Source organism: Pseudomonas putida, assembly GCF_028682635.1.
Classification (GTDB): domain Bacteria; phylum Pseudomonadota; class Gammaproteobacteria; order Pseudomonadales; family Pseudomonadaceae; genus Aquipseudomonas; species Aquipseudomonas putida_AE.
This window is the reverse complement of the sequence record NZ_JANHLK010000017.1, coordinates 42,202-58,231: the sequence shown is the minus strand read 5'-3', so window position 1 is coordinate 58,231 and position 16,030 is coordinate 42,202. Positions and strand designations below refer to the sequence as shown.

General features: G+C 62.0%; 12 protein-coding genes. 10 read left to right on the top strand and 2 right to left on the bottom strand.

Annotated features, from left to right (window positions below; all coding sequences use genetic code 11):
• The first annotated feature begins 46 nt into the window (after positions 1-46).
• Positions 47-1,669 (top strand): MFS transporter, encoded by a 1,623-nt coding sequence (locus NPS56_RS20460; protein WP_274076294.1) that lies wholly within the window; start codon positions 47-49, stop codon positions 1,667-1,669.
• A gap of 237 nt (positions 1,670-1,906) precedes the next feature.
• On the opposite strand, the gene NPS56_RS20455 is transcribed toward NPS56_RS20460, so the two are convergent.
• Positions 1,907-2,275 (bottom strand): DUF427 domain-containing protein, encoded by a 369-nt coding sequence (locus NPS56_RS20455; RefSeq protein ID WP_272606185.1) that lies wholly within the window; start codon positions 2,273-2,275, stop codon positions 1,907-1,909.
• 243 nt (positions 2,276-2,518) lie between these two features.
• On the opposite strand from NPS56_RS20455, the gene NPS56_RS20450 reads away from it, so the two are divergent.
• Positions 2,519-4,462, top strand: coding sequence for a DNA topoisomerase III (locus tag NPS56_RS20450; RefSeq protein WP_274076293.1), 1,944 nt, complete (start codon positions 2,519-2,521; stop codon positions 4,460-4,462).
• 94 nt (positions 4,463-4,556) lie between these two features.
• On the opposite strand, the gene NPS56_RS20445 is transcribed toward NPS56_RS20450, so the two are convergent.
• Positions 4,557-5,432: a LysR substrate-binding domain-containing protein gene (locus NPS56_RS20445; RefSeq protein ID WP_274076292.1), complete on the bottom strand. Its 876-nt coding sequence runs from the start codon at positions 5,430-5,432 to the stop codon at positions 4,557-4,559.
• A 202-nt stretch (positions 5,433-5,634) separates the two neighbouring features.
• Here NPS56_RS20445 and NPS56_RS20440 point away from each other — a divergent pair, with 202 nt between their 5' ends.
• The 8 genes from NPS56_RS20440 (at position 5,635) to NPS56_RS20405 (ending at position 16,030) form a co-directional block, all read left to right on the top strand.
• The gene (locus NPS56_RS20440; RefSeq protein WP_274076291.1) at positions 5,635-7,068 is read left to right on the top strand and encodes an ABC transporter substrate-binding protein; all 1,434 of its coding nucleotides are present in this window, start codon (positions 5,635-5,637) and stop codon (positions 7,066-7,068) included.
• Between the two features lie 75 nt (positions 7,069-7,143).
• On the top strand, positions 7,144-7,815 hold the full coding sequence (locus NPS56_RS20435) for a dimethylsulfonioproprionate lyase family protein (protein WP_274076290.1): 672 nt from the start codon (positions 7,144-7,146) through the stop codon (positions 7,813-7,815).
• Positions 7,812-8,765: an ABC transporter permease gene (locus NPS56_RS20430; RefSeq protein ID WP_274076289.1), complete on the top strand. Its 954-nt coding sequence runs from the start codon at positions 7,812-7,814 to the stop codon at positions 8,763-8,765. Before NPS56_RS20435 ends, NPS56_RS20430 begins: the two co-directional genes overlap by 4 nt.
• Positions 8,762-9,655 (top strand): ABC transporter permease, encoded by an 894-nt coding sequence (locus NPS56_RS20425; protein ID WP_274076288.1) that lies wholly within the window; start codon positions 8,762-8,764, stop codon positions 9,653-9,655. Before NPS56_RS20430 ends, NPS56_RS20425 begins: the two co-directional genes overlap by 4 nt.
• 23 nt (positions 9,656-9,678) lie before the next feature.
• Complete coding sequence (locus NPS56_RS20420) at positions 9,679-11,721, top strand: ABC transporter ATP-binding protein (RefSeq protein ID WP_274076287.1); 2,043 nt, start codon at positions 9,679-9,681, stop codon at positions 11,719-11,721.
• A gap of 275 nt (positions 11,722-11,996) precedes the next feature.
• The gene (locus NPS56_RS20415) at positions 11,997-13,736 is read left to right on the top strand and encodes a dipeptidase (RefSeq protein ID WP_274076286.1); all 1,740 of its coding nucleotides are present in this window, start codon (positions 11,997-11,999) and stop codon (positions 13,734-13,736) included.
• 484 nt (positions 13,737-14,220) lie between these two features.
• Positions 14,221-15,198, top strand: a complete 978-nt coding sequence (locus NPS56_RS20410; protein WP_274076285.1) for an alpha/beta fold hydrolase — start codon at positions 14,221-14,223, stop codon at positions 15,196-15,198.
• A 271-nt stretch (positions 15,199-15,469) separates the two neighbouring features.
• The gene (locus NPS56_RS20405) at positions 15,470-16,030 is read left to right on the top strand and encodes a lipid-binding SYLF domain-containing protein (protein ID WP_274076284.1); all 561 of its coding nucleotides are present in this window, start codon (positions 15,470-15,472) and stop codon (positions 16,028-16,030) included.

Here is a 16,030-nt window from a genome sequence, read left to right as displayed (position 1 = left end):
CGCCGACAGTGGAACAACAAAAACAATCACTGTGAGGGATACCGATATGTCAGAACACGTTCAACCCCTGGAAGCCGTGCGCAGCGCGGGCACCAGCCAGGAAACCCAGAAAGTCATCTTCGCCTCGTCGCTCGGGACGGTCTTCGAGTGGTATGACTTCTTCCTCTACGGCGCCCTCGCGGCGGTGATCAGCAAGCAGTTCTTCGCCGGGGTCAACGACACCACGGCGTTCATCTTCGCCCTGATGGCGTTTGCCGCCGGTTTCATCGTCAGGCCGTTCGGTGCCCTGGTGTTCGGCCGGTTGGGGGACATGATCGGGCGCAAGTACACCTTCCTCGCCACCATCGTGCTCATGGGCCTGGCCACCTTCTGCGTCGGCTTGCTGCCCACCTACGCGAGCATCGGCATCGCCGCGCCGATCATCCTCGTGGTGCTGCGCATGCTCCAGGGCCTGGCACTGGGGGGTGAGTACGGCGGTGCCGCGACCTACGTGGCAGAACACGCGCCAATGGGCAAACGCGGATTCCACACGAGCTGGATCCAGTCCACCGCCACCCTGGGCCTGTTGCTGTCGCTGCTGGTGGTACTCGGCTGCCGGTACTTCACGGGCGATCAGTTCGAAGTCTGGGGCTGGCGCATTCCGTTCCTGTTCTCGATCATCCTGCTGGGCATCTCGACCTGGATTCGCCTGAGCCTGCACGAGTCGCCTGCGTTCGTGAAAATGAAAGAGGAAGGCAAGCTCTGCAAGTCGCCGATCCGCGACTCCTTCGGTAAGTGGGAAAACCTCAAGGTGGTCCTGATCGCCCTGTTCAGCATCAACGCCGGGCAAGCGGTGACCTTCTACGCGGCGCAGTTCTATGTGCTGTTCTTCCTCACCCAATTCCTGAAAATGGACCCCGCCGTGGCCAACGGGCTGCTGATCGTCAGTGTGACCATCGGCGCGCCCTTCTTCATTTTCTTCGGCTGGCTGTCGGACAAGGTCGGGCGCAAACCGGTGCTGATGCTCGGCCTGCTGCTCGCCACGGCGTTGTACTTCCCGATCTTCAAGACCCTGGCCCACTACGCCAACCCGGCTATCGACCAGGCCAGCCGCCAGGCCCCGATCACCGTGCTGGCAGACCCGGCCACCTGCACCTTCCAGTTCGACCCGGTAGGCAAGGCGAAATTCGACAGCCCCTGCGACAAGGTCAAGACCTTCCTGGTCAAGCAGGGCCTGCCGTATCAAAGCGAAGCGGCCCCGGCCGGCAGTGGCGTGCAGGTTAGTGTCGGTGACGTGAAGATCGACGGTTTCGACGAAGCGGCCCTGCGTGGCGCGGTGACCCTGGCCGGTTACCCGCAACAGGCCGACATGCAGCAAATCAACAAGCCGATGATCGTGGCGCTGATCGTCGCCCTGATCATCATCTCCGCCATGTGCTACGGCCCGCTGGCGGCGCTGATGGTCGAACTGTTCCCGACCCGCATCCGCTACACCTCGATGTCCCTTCCCTACCACATCGGCAACGGCTGGTTCGGCGGGTTCCTGCCGACGGTGTCGTTTGCCCTGGTGGTCTATACCGGCGATATCTTCTACGGGCTGTGGTATCCGGTGGTGATCACCGGGGTGAGCCTGGTGGTGGGGCTGCTGTGCCTGCGTGAGACGCGTAACGTCGACCTTGATAAAAACTGATGTAAACCCTCAATGAGCCTTCGCCTGCAGGAACCAACTGCCGGCGAAGGCGGACCTATAGCCGCTACGGCCGCACCCCATCCACTGTAGGAGCTGGCTTGCCAGCGAAAACGCCCTCACATCCGCACAATCTCCCACGGCTACACCCGATCCCACTGTAGGAGCTGGCTTGCCAGCGATGGGGCCCGAAAGACCAGCAAAAAATTCAAGACCGCCTTCTCCGCCTTGCCCACGAACTCACTCATCAATATCAATCAACTCAAACGTCACCTGATCCGGATAGAACGCCACATACTCCTGGATCTGCCTGACCGACACCTTGGGGTTCTCATAGCTCCACACCGCATTGGCGCCCTCATGTCCCGGCACCTGCAAACTGAAATAACTGGCATCGCCCTTGTACGGGCAATAGCTGGTGTGGTCGGTACGGGCGTAATACTTTTCGTCGATGTCCTCACGCGGCACGTAGTACACCGGAGGGTAATTGGCTTCCAGCAGCACCAGCGCACGAGCGGACGCTGCCACTTGAAAGCCGTGAAACTTCACCAACAGGCAGCCGGGCTGCTCGGCGATGGTGATGACAGGGCTGGGACCGGAGCTTTTCATGGAATGCGCACCTCTCACGGTGATGGACCTGTAACAGCAGGGCTGCACAACGCCCCGGAAATCTCGGTTTATCAGGTATAACCCAAGTTGCGGACCCGCGACGACTGCGCAGCCGAACGGATTCATCCGGTTGGGTAACCACGCGCAACGCTTTTGCTGTACATCCATACAGATAAAGATTGCTCTCGCGCCCGACTCCCGCCATCCTGTGCTCCTCCCGGACACTGATCGACGATGGTGGTTATGCGGCTGTACCTCTGTGAAAAACCTTCCCAGGCCAAAGACATTGCGGCCGTGCTCGGCGCGCGGCGGCGCGGTGACGGCTGCTGGCTGGGAACGGACGTCACGGTAACCTGGTGCATCGGCCACCTGCTGGAAACTGCGCCCCCGGATGCCTATGACGCGCGCTACAAGCGCTGGGTGCTGGCCGACCTGCCGATCATTCCCGACAAATGGAAAATGACCGTCAAGCCGCGCACCGCCAGCCAGTACAAGGCGGTCAAGCGCCTGCTCGGCGAAGCGTCCGAGCTGGTGATTGCCACGGACGCCGACCGTGAGGGCGAAATGATCGCCCGGGAACTGGTGGAACATTGCCGCTATCGCGGGCCGATCCAGCGGTTGTGGCTGTCGGCGCTGGACGATGCCTCGATCCGCAAGGCCCTCGCCGCACTCAGGCCCGGTGCGCAGACCTTCAGCCTTTATCATTCGGCACTGGGACGCTCCCGGGCCGACTGGCTGATCGGCATGAACATGAGCCGGCTGTTCACCTTGCTGGGACGCCAATCCGGTTATCAGGGCGTGCTGCCGGTCGGCCGGGTGCAGACGCCTACCTTGCGCCTGGTAGTGGATCGCGACCGCAGCATTGCCGACTTCGTGCCCGTGCCCTACTGGGCTGTCGAGGTGCAGTTGCTGCACGACGGCAGCACCTTCACCGCCCAATGGCGGGCCGCCTCCGACGTGTGCGACGACCAGGACCGCTGCCTCAACCAGGCCCTGGCGCAACGGGCGGCAGAGGCCATGCGCACCGCCGCCAGCGCCAGGGTGGTCAAGCTGCGGACCGAGCGGATGCGCGAAGTGGCGCCGCTGCCCTTCGATCTCGGCACCTTGCAGGAAGTCTGCTCGAAAAAGCTCGGCCTCGGAGCCCAGGAAACCCTCGACATCGCCCAGGCGCTCTACGAAACCCACAAGGTCATCACCTACCCGCGCAGCGACTGCGGCTACCTGCCCCTCAGCCAGCACAGCGAAGCACCGGGCATCCTCACGGCGCTGCGCCAGGCCGACCCGGCACTGAACGTCTTGCACGACTACCTGGAACCCCAGCGCCGTTCACGGGCCTGGAACGATGCCAAGGTGAGCGCGCACCACGGCATCATCCCCACCGCCGCGGCGAAAAACCTCGATCGCCTGATGGGCAAGCAGCGCGCGGTCTACACCTTGATCCGCGCCCGTTACCTGGCGCAGTTCCTGCCCAATCACGAGTTCGACCGCACCCAGGCCGACTTCGATTGCGCCGGCGAGGCCTTGCGCGCCGTGGGCAAGCAAATCGTCGAACCGGGCTGGAAACGCGCCCTGCCCGAAGCCCTCGCACCGGCCAAGGGCCGCGAGGCCCCCGCCCCGCAAACCCTGCCCAGCCTGCGGGAAGGGCTCGATTGCGCGGTGGCCGACGTGCTACTCAAGGACCTCTGGACGCAACCGCCCAAGCCGTTCACCGAGGGCGACCTGATCAAGGCCATGAAAAACGTCGCCAAACTGGTGGAAGATCCCTTGCTCAAGCAAAAGCTCAAGGACACCACCGGCATCGGCACCGAAGCGACCCGCGCCTCGATCATCCAGGGCCTGCTCGACCGTGGCTACCTGATCAAGAACGGCAAGGCGCTGGCGGCGACCCCGGCCGCGTTCAGCCTGATCGACGCGGTCCCGCGCGCCATCGCCGACCCCGGCACCACGGCCATCTGGGAGCAAGCCCTGGACATGGTGCAGAGCGGCGAAATGAGCCTGGACGAGTTCGTCACCAAGCAGGCGGCCTGGATGAGCAAACAAGTCAGCCGCTGCGCCGGCCTGAGCCTGACCATCAGCGGTCCTGCCAGCCCTGCGGGGCGCGGTGCGACGCCGTGGAAAAACAAGCGCAAGCCGGCCAAGCGCAAACCGGCGGGCACCCCCAAACGCAAGGCAAAAGCGCCCTTGTAGGAGCTGGCTTGCCAGCGAAAGCGGAGCTACAAACGACACAAATGTCGCCTGACAAACCGCCATCGTCGGAACGCCGCCCGCAGGAAGCCGGCTCCTACACCGACTGTATCCACTCAAGGAAACAGCGGATCGGCGGCTCCTGGCCCCGGCGTTGCACATGCGCCAGGTACCAACCTCCGGCCTGCATCACCTGCGTCTGCACCGGTATGACCAGGCTGCCCGTACGCAGATCGGCCTCCACCAGGAATTCGGGAACCACCACCACGCCCTGTCCGCTGATGGCCGCTTCAATCGCCAGCAAACTGCTGTCGAATCGTGGCGCGTTCTTTTGCACAAGGTCGGGAAGACCGATGCTCTGCGCCCACATCAACGAATCTTCATTGGTGCCCGATATCGCCAGCAACGGAACCTGGCGCAGGTCCTCTGGTGTGGTTATCACCTTGGCAACGTCCTTTGAGCAAACTGCCACCAGCCGCTCCTGCTTCAACAACGTGTACGCAAGGTTCGGTCGATCAGGCGTGCGCGTGTAGATGATCCCTACATCGGCGCGAGCTGGATTGAACTCCCAATCCAGCAGGCTGGCATCCAGGCTGACCGCAATCCCGGGCGAGGCTTCCTTGAATGCCTGGAGCCTCGGGATGAGCCAGCGCACGGCCACGGTGACATAGACCTGCACGGTCAAGGCCGTCTGTGTCTGCTTCTCACGGATGAGGTCGGTGGTGAGCGCGATGCGATCCAGCGCATCCTGGATCACCGGAAAGTACAGTTCGCCCTTTTCATTAAGCTCTACCCGGCCGGGCAATCGGCAAAAGAGCGCCGTCCCAAGGTAACGCTCAAGCGAAGCGATCTGGTGACTGATCGCCGACTGGGTCAGGCTCAGTTCCTCCGCAGCGCCTTTGAAGCTGCGCAATCGCGCAGCGGATTCGAAGACTTTCAGCGTCGACAGGGGGGGTAGCGATCTTTGAATCATGCTTGCTCGCGACGTTATAAAAATTCAAGCGGGGGTTAAATATACTCGTTTGCCCAGCCATCAACGCAATCACATACTCGGCCCATAAAAATAAACCAGGGGCACAGAAATGAAACGTAGTTTGCTTGCATCCTCAGCTTTTGCACTGGCTTTCGGAACATGTTTCCTGTCGTCACCCACGGTCTTGGCCACCGAGCAATGCGTGCGCGTACTGGGGTATGAATCGGACGGCGAGAAACAGACGATGGACCCCGCCGCGTTGATCGGCACCGACAGCGTCTATCACATCCGCGCCGTCTATGAGCCCCTGGTCGACCGTAGCAACACCATGATGCCCATACCGGTCCTGGCGCAATCCTGGGAATCGAACGCCGATGCAACCGAATGGACGTTCCATTTGCGCGAAGGCGTGAAGTTCCACGACGGCTCCGATTTCGATGCCGCGGATGTGGCCTATTCCTATCGTCGCCTGCTGGACCCAGCCATCTCGCCCGGCGGTTTTTCCACCCTCTCCTTCCTCGACCCTGCCGGTATCACCGCGGTCGACAAGAACACCGTGCGCTTCAAGGTCAAGTCCCCGGTGGTCGAACTGCCGATGCTGATCGCGACCAAGTATGCATTGATGGTTCCCGAGGGCGCCAAGGGCACGGACCTGCGCACCCAGGGCAACGGAACCGGGCCATTCGTTCAGCAGACCTTTACCACCAACGGTCCGGTGCGGGTCATGCAGCGCAACCCGCATTACTGGCGCGCCGGCTTGCCCAAGGCGGACTGCCTGGAGATCACCACCAGTCTCGAAGCCACCTCACGGCTGTCGGCGCTCTTGTCAGGCTCCATCGATCTGTCGCTGGTGGTCGATCCGGCGAGCCTGATCACGCTCAAAGGCAACCCGGCGGTCGATCTCGTATCGACGCCTGGGGCAACCTCGCTGTACATCGCGGTCTGGACCGACACGGCGCCCTTCGACAACGTGAAGGTGCGTGAGGCGATGAAGCTGGTCATGGATCGTCAAACCATCCTCAATACCGTGCTGCTGAGCTATGGCGAGGTCGGTGTCGATACACCGATACCACCGAGTTCGCCGCTGGGTCTCAATACACCAGCGCCCGCAGAAGACATCAAACGGGCCAAGGCCTTGCTGGCCGAGGCGGGTCATCCTGACGGCATCGCCTTCGATCTCTATACGTCCGACTCCTACCCCGGCATGTTGTTGCTGGCGCAGGTCTATGCCCAGATGGCCGCGTCGGCCGGCATAAAAGTCAACGTCATTACCTCGCCGGCCGAGGGTTACTGGGACACCATCTGGCTGAAAAAGCCGGCGGTCATTTCCTACACCAGTGCGCGTCCACCGGCAGAAGCCTTGACGCTGTCGCTCAACAGCGCATCGGAATGGAACGAGACTCACTGGAAACGCGCGGATTTCGACGCGCTGGTGGCCAAGGCCGGGCAAACCCCGGATGAACAAGCGCGCAACCAGCTCTATCGCGACGCCCAACGCATGGTTGCACAGGAAGGCGGCATGATCCTTCCGGTGTTTTCATCGGTCGTGGCGGGCCTGCGCAAAGGCTGCAGCGGCTACTCACCGAACGTCGACGTCAACCGCATCGATTACGCGCAGCTGGACTGCGCAAAGTAGCCCCTCGCCCCACTCTTCCCCTTTGAATTCAATCCAATCCCGGAGCCCGCTGGCTCCGGGGAGGAGCCTGTGCGAATGACACACTCTAATCTGTCCCGATTTCTCCAATGCTTTGCCGACGTGCTGGATCGCGAGGGTCAGCCCGTCGCAAAATCCCACGCCAAACGCCTGCGCTATTTGCAATCGCGCCTGTCGGCCCTTCAGGACGTGCCTGCCGCCCGGGTGCCTGTGCAAACATCCTGTGAGGCCGAGCTACGGACTTATGCCTCGGGTTGCCCATTGGCCGACGCGCTGTCCAGGCTCATGCCCGCGCTCCACCTGACTCGCAGCGAGACCTACCTGGCCGCCCCGCCCAGCGCGGACTTTGGCAACAACTACGGCTACGGCGTTATCTGCGGGCCCGAGAGCGGACCACCGGCGCTGATCAAGGACAGCGAAATCTCCTTCGGCCTGATGTTCCTCGGCCCTGCAACCCACTATCCGCTGCATAGCCACCCGGCCGACGAAATCTATTACGCCGTCACCGGACCGTCGTTCTGGCGAACCGGTGACGACGCGTGGTCATCACGGCAGGCCGGTGAGATCATTCATCATCCTTCGTGGATTCCCCATGCCACGCTCGCAGCAGACCGGCCTTTGGTGCTCCTGTACGTCTGGCAAGGCGATCTGGACACCGATGCGGCCTTTCTCCCGGACTGGATGGCGTCGGACTCAACCTTGACCACTCAGGGGGCTGGATCGAAATGACCATTGTGCGGCTTGTCATCAGTAGGATCATGCTGTCGGCGCTCACGCTGCTGCTGGTCTCTGTGCTGATTTTCGTGATTCTCGAAGCCCTGCCGGGCGATGTGGCGACCCGTATCCTCGGCCGCGACGCCACCGCCAAGGCCCTGGAAGTGCTGCGTGCGCAACTGCACCTGGGTGATCCCCCGTTCAGTCGTTACCTGCACTGGCTAGGGGATTTGCTCCAGGGCAACCTGGGGGTTTCGATTGCAACCGGGCGACCGATCGCCGACGTGCTGGGCCCACGCATCATCAACACGCTGTTGCTGTCGCTTCTGGCCTTCGCTCTGTACCTGGTACTGGCCATCGTGCCGGCGGTGATTCAAGCCACACGGCGTGGCAGCAAGGTCGACCACATCATATCGGTGGTAACACTGGTACTGCTGTCGCTACCCGACTTTCTGCTGGCGACGATCTTGCTGTTCATCTTCGCCGTGGCCATGCCCATCCTGCCCGCACTGGCCACGGTTTCCGATGCCAGCACCTGGCTGGACAACCTGCGCGCCATGATCCTGCCGGCCGTGACCCTCGCCATCATCATGGCGGTGTATGCCATCCGGGTGTTGCGCGACAGTCTCATCGAAGTCCTGCGCTCCGACTACGTGCGCCTGGCCGAACTGAAAGGCCTGCGCCCCCATGCAGTGCTTTGGCGCCACGCGATGCCCAATGCGATCGTTCCGGCGCTCAACATCACTGCGCTCAACCTCGGCTTCCTGATTGGCGGCGTGGTCATTGTCGAGCGGGTTTTCTCCTACCCGGGCTTCGGCACCCTGCTGATCGATGCCCTGCAACTGCGTGACCTGCCCTTGATCAAGGCCACCGTGATGATCAGCGCGGCCGTCTACATCGCCGCCAATCTGGTGGCCGACATCGGCGCGGTTCTTCTTCAACCTCGCCTGAGGACAACTCGATGAGTCTCACCAACGCGATGTCCGGATCGCCCACGCAAACATTCCGGGCTTGTCTCGCACACTGGCAAGCGATGCCCGGTGCCTTCAAGGTCGGCTCGATCATCCTCGTGGCCCACGTGCTCTTTGCCCTCCTCGGCGTGTTCTGGACACCCTATGGGTTTGCGCAAATGGGCACCGGCATGCCGCTCTCCGGCATGTCGTGGCTACACCCCATGGGCGTCGATCAAATCGGCCGCGATGTCCTCAGCCGGTTCATGCATGGCGCGCACATCGTCCTGCTGCTGGCCCTGGCCGGCACGACGCTGGGCATGCTCGCCGGTACCACGCTGGGGCTGGTGTCCGGCTATCTCGGCGGCCTGTTCGACGAGATCGTGCAGCGTCTGGTCGAAGCCATGATCAGCATTCCGTTCCTCGCCTTGGCGCTGGTGACGATCATTGCTGCCGGCCCTGCCCTGGCCGGTGAACCGGCGTTGATCGTGCTGGTGGTCGGGCTGGTCTACGCACCGCGGATTGCCCGGATTGCACGGGCGGCCTCGATGGAAATCGCCACGCGCGAGTATGTCGCGGCAGCCCAGCTGCGGGGTGAGGGAACCTGGTCCATCGTCCTGCGGGAAATTCTCCCCAACACCGCCAACGTGCTGCTGGTCGAGTTCTCCCTGCGGATCAGCTATGCGCCCATCCTGATCGGCGCACTCGGGTTCCTCGGTTTCGGTATCCGCCCGCCCACACCGGAATGGGGCCTGATGATCAGCGAGAACCGTGGCCTGCTGATCGCTTCGCCGGTGACGGTGTTCGGCCCGGGCCTGGGCTTCGCCTCCCTGGTGGTGGGCCTCAATCTCTTTACCGACGGGTTATCGAGAATGCTGGGCCAACGCTCAGTGGTCGGTGCATGAATAACAATAAAGAGGTTGGAACCATGACCAAGCTGATCGAGATTCAAAACCTCGGCATCGCCTACGCCGGCCAAACCGGATGGACCGATGTCGTGGAAGGGGTTTGCTTCGACATTGCCCGGGGCGAGACATTCGGCCTCGTCGGCGAGTCGGGTTGCGGAAAATCCACGGTCGCCTATCGGCTGCTCGGCTATGGTGCCGGCAACAGCCGCGTGCAGACCGGCCAGGTGGTGTTCGAAGACACCGACCTGCTCAAGCTCGACACCCGTGCGCTGGCAACGCTTCGCGGCAACCGCATCGCACTGGTCCCGCAGAATCCGACGACCGCGTTGAGCCCGGGCATGCGCGTAGGTCGGCAAATCCGCGAGATGATTGCGACCCATCGCGCCTTGCCCGACGGCATATCCATGGACAAGCGCATCACCGAGCTGTTTGCCCTGGTCGGGCTGCCCGATGTCAGCCGGCGCTATCCCCATGAGTTGTCCGGCGGTCAGCAGCAACGTGTGACGATCGCCATGGCCGTGGCCTGCAACCCGGATCTACTGGTGCTCGACGAGCCGACCACGGGACTGGACGTCACCACTCAGCGCCAGATCATCCAGCTGCTGTCAGATCTGCGCAGCCGCATCGGCATGGCGATGCTCTACGTCACCCATGACCTCGCGTTGCTCGCGCAAATCGCCGATCGCATTGGCGTCATGTATGCCGGCAAACTGGTCGAGGTCGCGCGTTGCGATCAGTTGCTGGCGCACCCAGCCCACCCCTATTCGCGCGGGCTGATCGCCTCGATCCCCACAGTCCTGCACGGCCATGGCGGTGCGCGCGGCCTGCGCGGCATGTTGCGGCGCGACCAGATGGCCGAGGGCTGCAAGTTCGAACCGCGCTGCGACTTCGCCACCCCCGACTGTCGCACGACCCCGCAGCACCTCATACCGGTGGCCGATGCGCAATCGGTCGCCTGCATGCGTTGGTCCGACGTGGCCGCCGCCCAAGCCCCGACACCTGCGCCGGTGATCGCCCTCGCTACCAAACGCGATGCGCACAAGGTGCTGTCGGTGGACGAACTCTCGCTGTCCTACGCGCAGCCGGGCTGGTTCACCCAGTGGCTGGGCAAGAAAATCGTCCCCATCGCGCGTGACATCGACCTTGAGTTGCACACCGGTGAGATCGTGGCGTTGGTGGGCGAATCCGGCAGCGGCAAATCCACCATCGCCCGCGCCATCAGCGGCCGGCTCGCGCCGGTGTCAGGCAGCATCAGCGTCGACGGCCAGACCCTGGCCCCGACACTCGCCGGCAGGTCCGTCCAGCAGTTGCGGCAGATTCAGTACATCTTCCAGAACCCCGATGCGTCACTCAATCCGCGCCGCAGTATCCGCGCCATCCTTGAGCGGCCACTGCGTCATTTCGGCATCGAATTGAAACCCGACACCCTGGAGACGGTGCTGGAAAGTGTCGGATTGCATGCGGGGTACCTCAGTCGGTTTCCCGAACAGTTGTCCGGCGGCGAACGGCAACGGGTGGCGATTGCACGGGCGTTGCTGGTCAATCCAAAGCTGTTGATCTGCGATGAAATTCTTTCGGCGCTGGATGTATCGGTGCAAACCAGAATCGTCGAACTGCTGCTGGCGCTCAAGCAGCAGCACGGCGTCGCGATGCTGTTCATCTCCCACGACCTGGCGGTCGTGCGGCAATTGGCCGACCAGGTCGCGGTGCTGTATCGCGGGGAACTGATGCAGCGGGTCGCCACCGACGCGCTCTTCGATTCGCCCTTGCACCCCTATACCGAAATGCTCCTGCACGCGGCCCCGGGCCTGTGCAAGGATAACTACGTGCCGCCACCGCCAGCCATGCCAGGCTCGCCCTCCATTGCGGGTCAGGGATGCCCCCTGGCGGGTCGCTGCCCCAGGCAGCTCGGAGAGCTATGCGCGCAGGTCCGCCCGCCTTCGCAGAAAACCCGCAGCGGGTTCATTCGTTGCCATATCCCGGTCGCCGAACTGGCACAGCAAACGGGAGCCGCAACGATTTCTGCACCTACTCAGGCATTGTCATTTCGGTTGAGAGGCTGATGGGCAATACGTAGGCGCACGGCTTGCCGGCGATAGCGATCCTGTGGCCGCCATCGCCGGAACGCCGCGCAGCAAGCCGTGTTCCTGCACGCTGTTGAACGAGATTAAACATCGACACTCAGGTTTTTCGATTCTGCGCCGCTTTTGCATTTCTGTGCGACAGATCCCACTTCAGGGGCTGCCCCATCCCACCTTCGCGGTGTAAGTTTGCAGATCTTTCTGACTAAACGATCAGAAGTTTCCTACAACCCACCTGCAAAGGAATGCCTCCAGCAATGGACTTTTCACTCAAAAAACTGGCCGCGGCCACCCTGATGTTCGCCAGCCTGACGTCGTTCACCCTTGCTGCACAGGCCAACATCACCCCGCAACAGAGCGCGATCATCCTCAAGACGTTCAGTGATGCCTCGGTCACGGATTTCCGCCAGTTCCTGGCCAGCCTGGCCAAGAGCGACGTCGCCAAGACGGACAACCTCGGCCCGGCCATCAGTGCCTTCCAGGACAACAAGACGCTGACGCCTGAACAGCAAAACGAAATCCACCGCCTGCTCGGCCTCTATGCCCGGATCAAGTACGGCAGCGCGGCCACCGAAACCCTGCGTGAACTGGTGGCCATCCCAACCGTGCGCGTCGAGGGCGTTGCCCAGCACGACAATCCCGAGTTCATCAAGATCGCCGGGAAGATCGAGAGCTTGGCCAAGGCGTTCAACCTGAACTTTCGCAACATCGACAACCGCGTCTATGAGATCTCCCTGGAAGGTACGGGCGATGAAGTCGTCGGTATTCACGCCCATGCCGACGTGGTACCGGTGACGCCAGAGAACTGGGTGCTGCAGGATGGCACCCGGCTCGATCCGTTCAAGGTGACCCTGGTCGGCGACCGCATGTATGGCCGGGGCACCGAGGATGACAAGAACGGCATCGTGGTCGCGCTCTACGCCATGAAGGTCATCAAGGAAGAAAAGCTGCCGCTGGCACGCAACTTCAAGCTGCTGGTAGACACCACCGAGGAAACCACGGGCGACGCCATCCCCTACTACTTCGAACGCAACCCGACGCCCAACTACAACCTGGCGCTGGACGGCGGCTACCCGGTGGTGATCGCCGAGAAAGGCTACGGCACCGTCATGGCCAGCTTCGCCAAGCGCAAGGGTCAGGGCAATGGCGCCGAAATCACCTCGATGACCGGTGGCCTGGCTACCAACCAGATACCGTCGACCTCGGTCGCCACCCTGGTGACAGACAAGCCCGCAGAGCTGGCCGCCAGCCTGCAACAGGCCGGCAGCGAGTATGCCAAGCGCAATGGCGGCAACTTCGAAGTCACCGCCAAGGTGGATGGCAAGGACGTCAAGCTGACCGTCACCGGCGTCTCCGCCCACTCCTCCGAGCCCGAGTCCGGTGTCAACCCGGTGGCCAGGATGCTCGACTTCATCAACAGCCTCGACGGCAAGGTCGCACTCAAGCACAACCACATCACCGACGCGGCCCGCTACGCCGCCGACAACTGGGGCCTGGACTACCTGGGTGGCAAGTTGGGGGTGGGTTTCTCCGATGAATTCATGGGCCCGCTGACCACCTCCCTGACCTATGTCGGGATGGATGAAAAAGCCTTCAAGCTGGCGGTCAACCTGCGCGTGCCGAAGGGCAAATCGCCGGAAACGCTCAAGACTGAAATCGCTACAAAACTGGATGCGTGGAGCAAGCAGAGCAAGATCGCCCCAGCCTTCGACTACTCCATCGCCGAACCGATGTTCCGCAACCCCGAGGGCGAATGGGTCAAGGCCCTGCTCGCCGTGGCCAGCGAAAACCTCGGCATGGAGCACAAGTTCGGCACCTCCGCCGGCGCCACCTCGGTGCATGAACTGCCCAACGGCGTGCAGTTCGGCCTGGCCATGCCGGACGTCAAGTACACCGGTCACAACGACAACGAGTTCAAGACCACCGAGCAGTTCCTGCTCGACCTGCAGATCGTGACCGAGATGATGGGGCGTATCGGGCAGTTGCCGAAGCTTTGATCCACCTGGCGTCCCGCCTAGGGACCTCAGTAAATTGTAACCACACAAGTACCCCTCTCCGAGGGGTATTTTTTTCGCTAATGTGCTGATTAGTTGGCCCGGTTCACAGGCGCTGCCGAGGGGTGGATAGCGATTGATATTGGCGGGGACAATCTCAGGCCGCAAGCATTCGTTTCGGACAGGCCCACGCTTTCCGGGAAAGCTCGGATACAGGTCCACATCCCGCCCGGTAAATTGGAACGCTCCGACGATGGACGCTAACGATGACGCGGGAAACCTGACGCCCCGTGGCGTTCTCTGGTTTTTCGCGAGCAAGCTCGCTCCTACAGGGGGGTTGCCCATACCAAAGCGTTAATCCCACACACCCATGTCCAGTGTTCAGTGCCTTGGTTTGCTCATAAATTCTGAGCTGCCAAAGCGTCGCCGGATGGCCTGTCCCGGGCCCCGCCGGCGCTACCTTCAAAACACACATGAGGTGTCGATCATGACAGATGAGACAAGCGGAACTACCCGCAGAGGATTGATGACCACCGGCGCCATGGCCGCCGCCCTGGCCGTGACGCTACCTGCGCTCGCAGCGCAATCGACCCCGGCAGCGGTGCCGGCGGGCAGCAAGAACGACGGCCATGCCAGCGGGTCGGGGATACTCACCGTCAAGGACGGCACGCAGATTTTCTACAAGGATTGGGGCACCGGACAGCCGCTGGTGTTCCATCATGGCTGGCCCCTGTCCAGTGACGACTGGGATGCACAGATGCTGTTTTTCTCAGGCAAGGGCTTTCGCGTCATTGCCCACGATCGCCGTGGCCATGGTCGTTCCTCGCAGACCGCCATGGGCAACGAGATGGATACCTATGCCGCCGACGTGGCGCAGCTGATGGCGCATCTCGACATCAGGAACGCCGTGCACATCGGTCACTCCACCGGTGGCGGTGAGGTGGCGCGTTATGTGGCGCGTCATGGCCGCGGTCGCGTCGCCAAGGCGGTGCTGATCGGTGCCGTGCCGCCGATCATGCTGCGCACCGCGAACAATCCGGGCGGCCTGCCTCTGGACGTCTTCGATGGTCTGCGCAAGGCCCTGACCGACAACCGTTCAGGATTTTATCGTGATTTTCCGAGCGGTCCCTTCTATGGCTTCAATCGCCCGGGCGCGAAAGTCTCCGAGGCGATCATCGACAACTGGTGGCGCCAGGGCATGAATGGTGGGGCCAAGGCGCAGTACGACTGCATCAAAGCCTTCTCGGAAACCGACTTTACCGACGACTTGAAGGCCATCGACGTGCCGACCCTGGTGCTGCACGGCGAAGACGACCAGATCGTGCCGATCGCCGATTCGGCGCACCTGGCCATCAAGCTGCTCAAACAGGGCACGTTGAAAACCTACCCCGGCCTGCCCCATGGCATGTGCACCACCCATGCCGACGTGATCAACCAGGATCTGCTGTCCTTCATCAAAGGCTGACGCTCGCTTCGCAGGTGCCCGATCGCAATGAACCGGCACCTTGCGCGCCCACCGGGAACAGACAATACGAACGGCAGTGATGAACTGCTGCCATCACTCAGTGGTCACAACAAGTGATGGCATCGCAACTGATCACTTGTTCCACTCAGCCGCGACGCTTGAAATCCACACATTCCAGGGTGCGCCGGATAACGTTCAGTGATTTCGGTTCCTGCCGCAAGTAGGCGCTGACTGCTACTGCCATCCAATGCTCCCTTATCGGAGTACGCAAATGACTCAATCCATACGGATGTTCCTGACGGCTTTGCTTGCGGTTGTCGCATTGGCCTCGGCCAGTTTCCTGAATACGGCAGGCGCCGCGACCGCCGAGGACCTCACCACCGACTCCAAGCAAGCGCTGCAAACCCTGTACAAGACCAATCCCGCTGCCGAAACCATTGGGAAACAAGCCAAGGCGATACTGGTCTTCCCGAAAATCATCAAGGCGGGCCTGGTGTTCGGCGGCAGCTACGGCGAAGGCGTCTTGATGAAAGGCAACACAGCAGTGGATTACTACAACTCCGTCGGCGGCTCCTGGGGCTTGCAGGCCGGCGCCCAGTCCTATGGCTATGTGGTTTTCCTGATGACCGACAAAGCGGTGAAATACATCACTGAAACCAAAGGTTGGGAAATCGGTGTAGGGCCAACGGTGGTCGTGGTGGATGAGGGGCTTTCGAAGAACCTGTCCAGCTCGACGTTGAAAGACGACGCCTACGCGTTCATCTTCTCCCAGCAAGGTTTGATGGCCGGGATCAGCATCGAAGGTACGAAGATTTCCCTGATCAAGCGCTAA

Excerpts from the sequence above, each read along its gene's own strand:
- NPS56_RS20460 (WP_274076294.1), top strand. The coding sequence starts at position 47 with ATGTCAGAACACGTTCAACCCCTGGAAGCCGTGCGCAGCGCGGGCACC.
- NPS56_RS20455 (WP_272606185.1), bottom strand. The coding sequence starts at position 2,275 with ATGAAAAGCTCCGGTCCCAGCCCTGTCATCACCATCGCCGAGCAGCCC.
- NPS56_RS20450 (WP_274076293.1), top strand. The coding sequence starts at position 2,519 with ATGCGGCTGTACCTCTGTGAAAAACCTTCCCAGGCCAAAGACATTGCG.
- NPS56_RS20445 (WP_274076292.1), bottom strand. The coding sequence starts at position 5,432 with ATGATTCAAAGATCGCTACCCCCCCTGTCGACGCTGAAAGTCTTCGAA.
- NPS56_RS20435 (WP_274076290.1), top strand. The coding sequence starts at position 7,144 with ATGACACACTCTAATCTGTCCCGATTTCTCCAATGCTTTGCCGACGTG.
- NPS56_RS20430 (WP_274076289.1), top strand. The coding sequence starts at position 7,812 with ATGACCATTGTGCGGCTTGTCATCAGTAGGATCATGCTGTCGGCGCTC.
- NPS56_RS20425 (WP_274076288.1), top strand. The coding sequence starts at position 8,762 with ATGAGTCTCACCAACGCGATGTCCGGATCGCCCACGCAAACATTCCGG.
- NPS56_RS20420 (WP_274076287.1), top strand. The coding sequence starts at position 9,679 with ATGACCAAGCTGATCGAGATTCAAAACCTCGGCATCGCCTACGCCGGC.
- NPS56_RS20415 (WP_274076286.1), top strand. The coding sequence starts at position 11,997 with ATGGACTTTTCACTCAAAAAACTGGCCGCGGCCACCCTGATGTTCGCC.
- NPS56_RS20410 (WP_274076285.1), top strand. The coding sequence starts at position 14,221 with ATGACAGATGAGACAAGCGGAACTACCCGCAGAGGATTGATGACCACC.
- NPS56_RS20405 (WP_274076284.1), top strand. The coding sequence starts at position 15,470 with ATGACTCAATCCATACGGATGTTCCTGACGGCTTTGCTTGCGGTTGTC.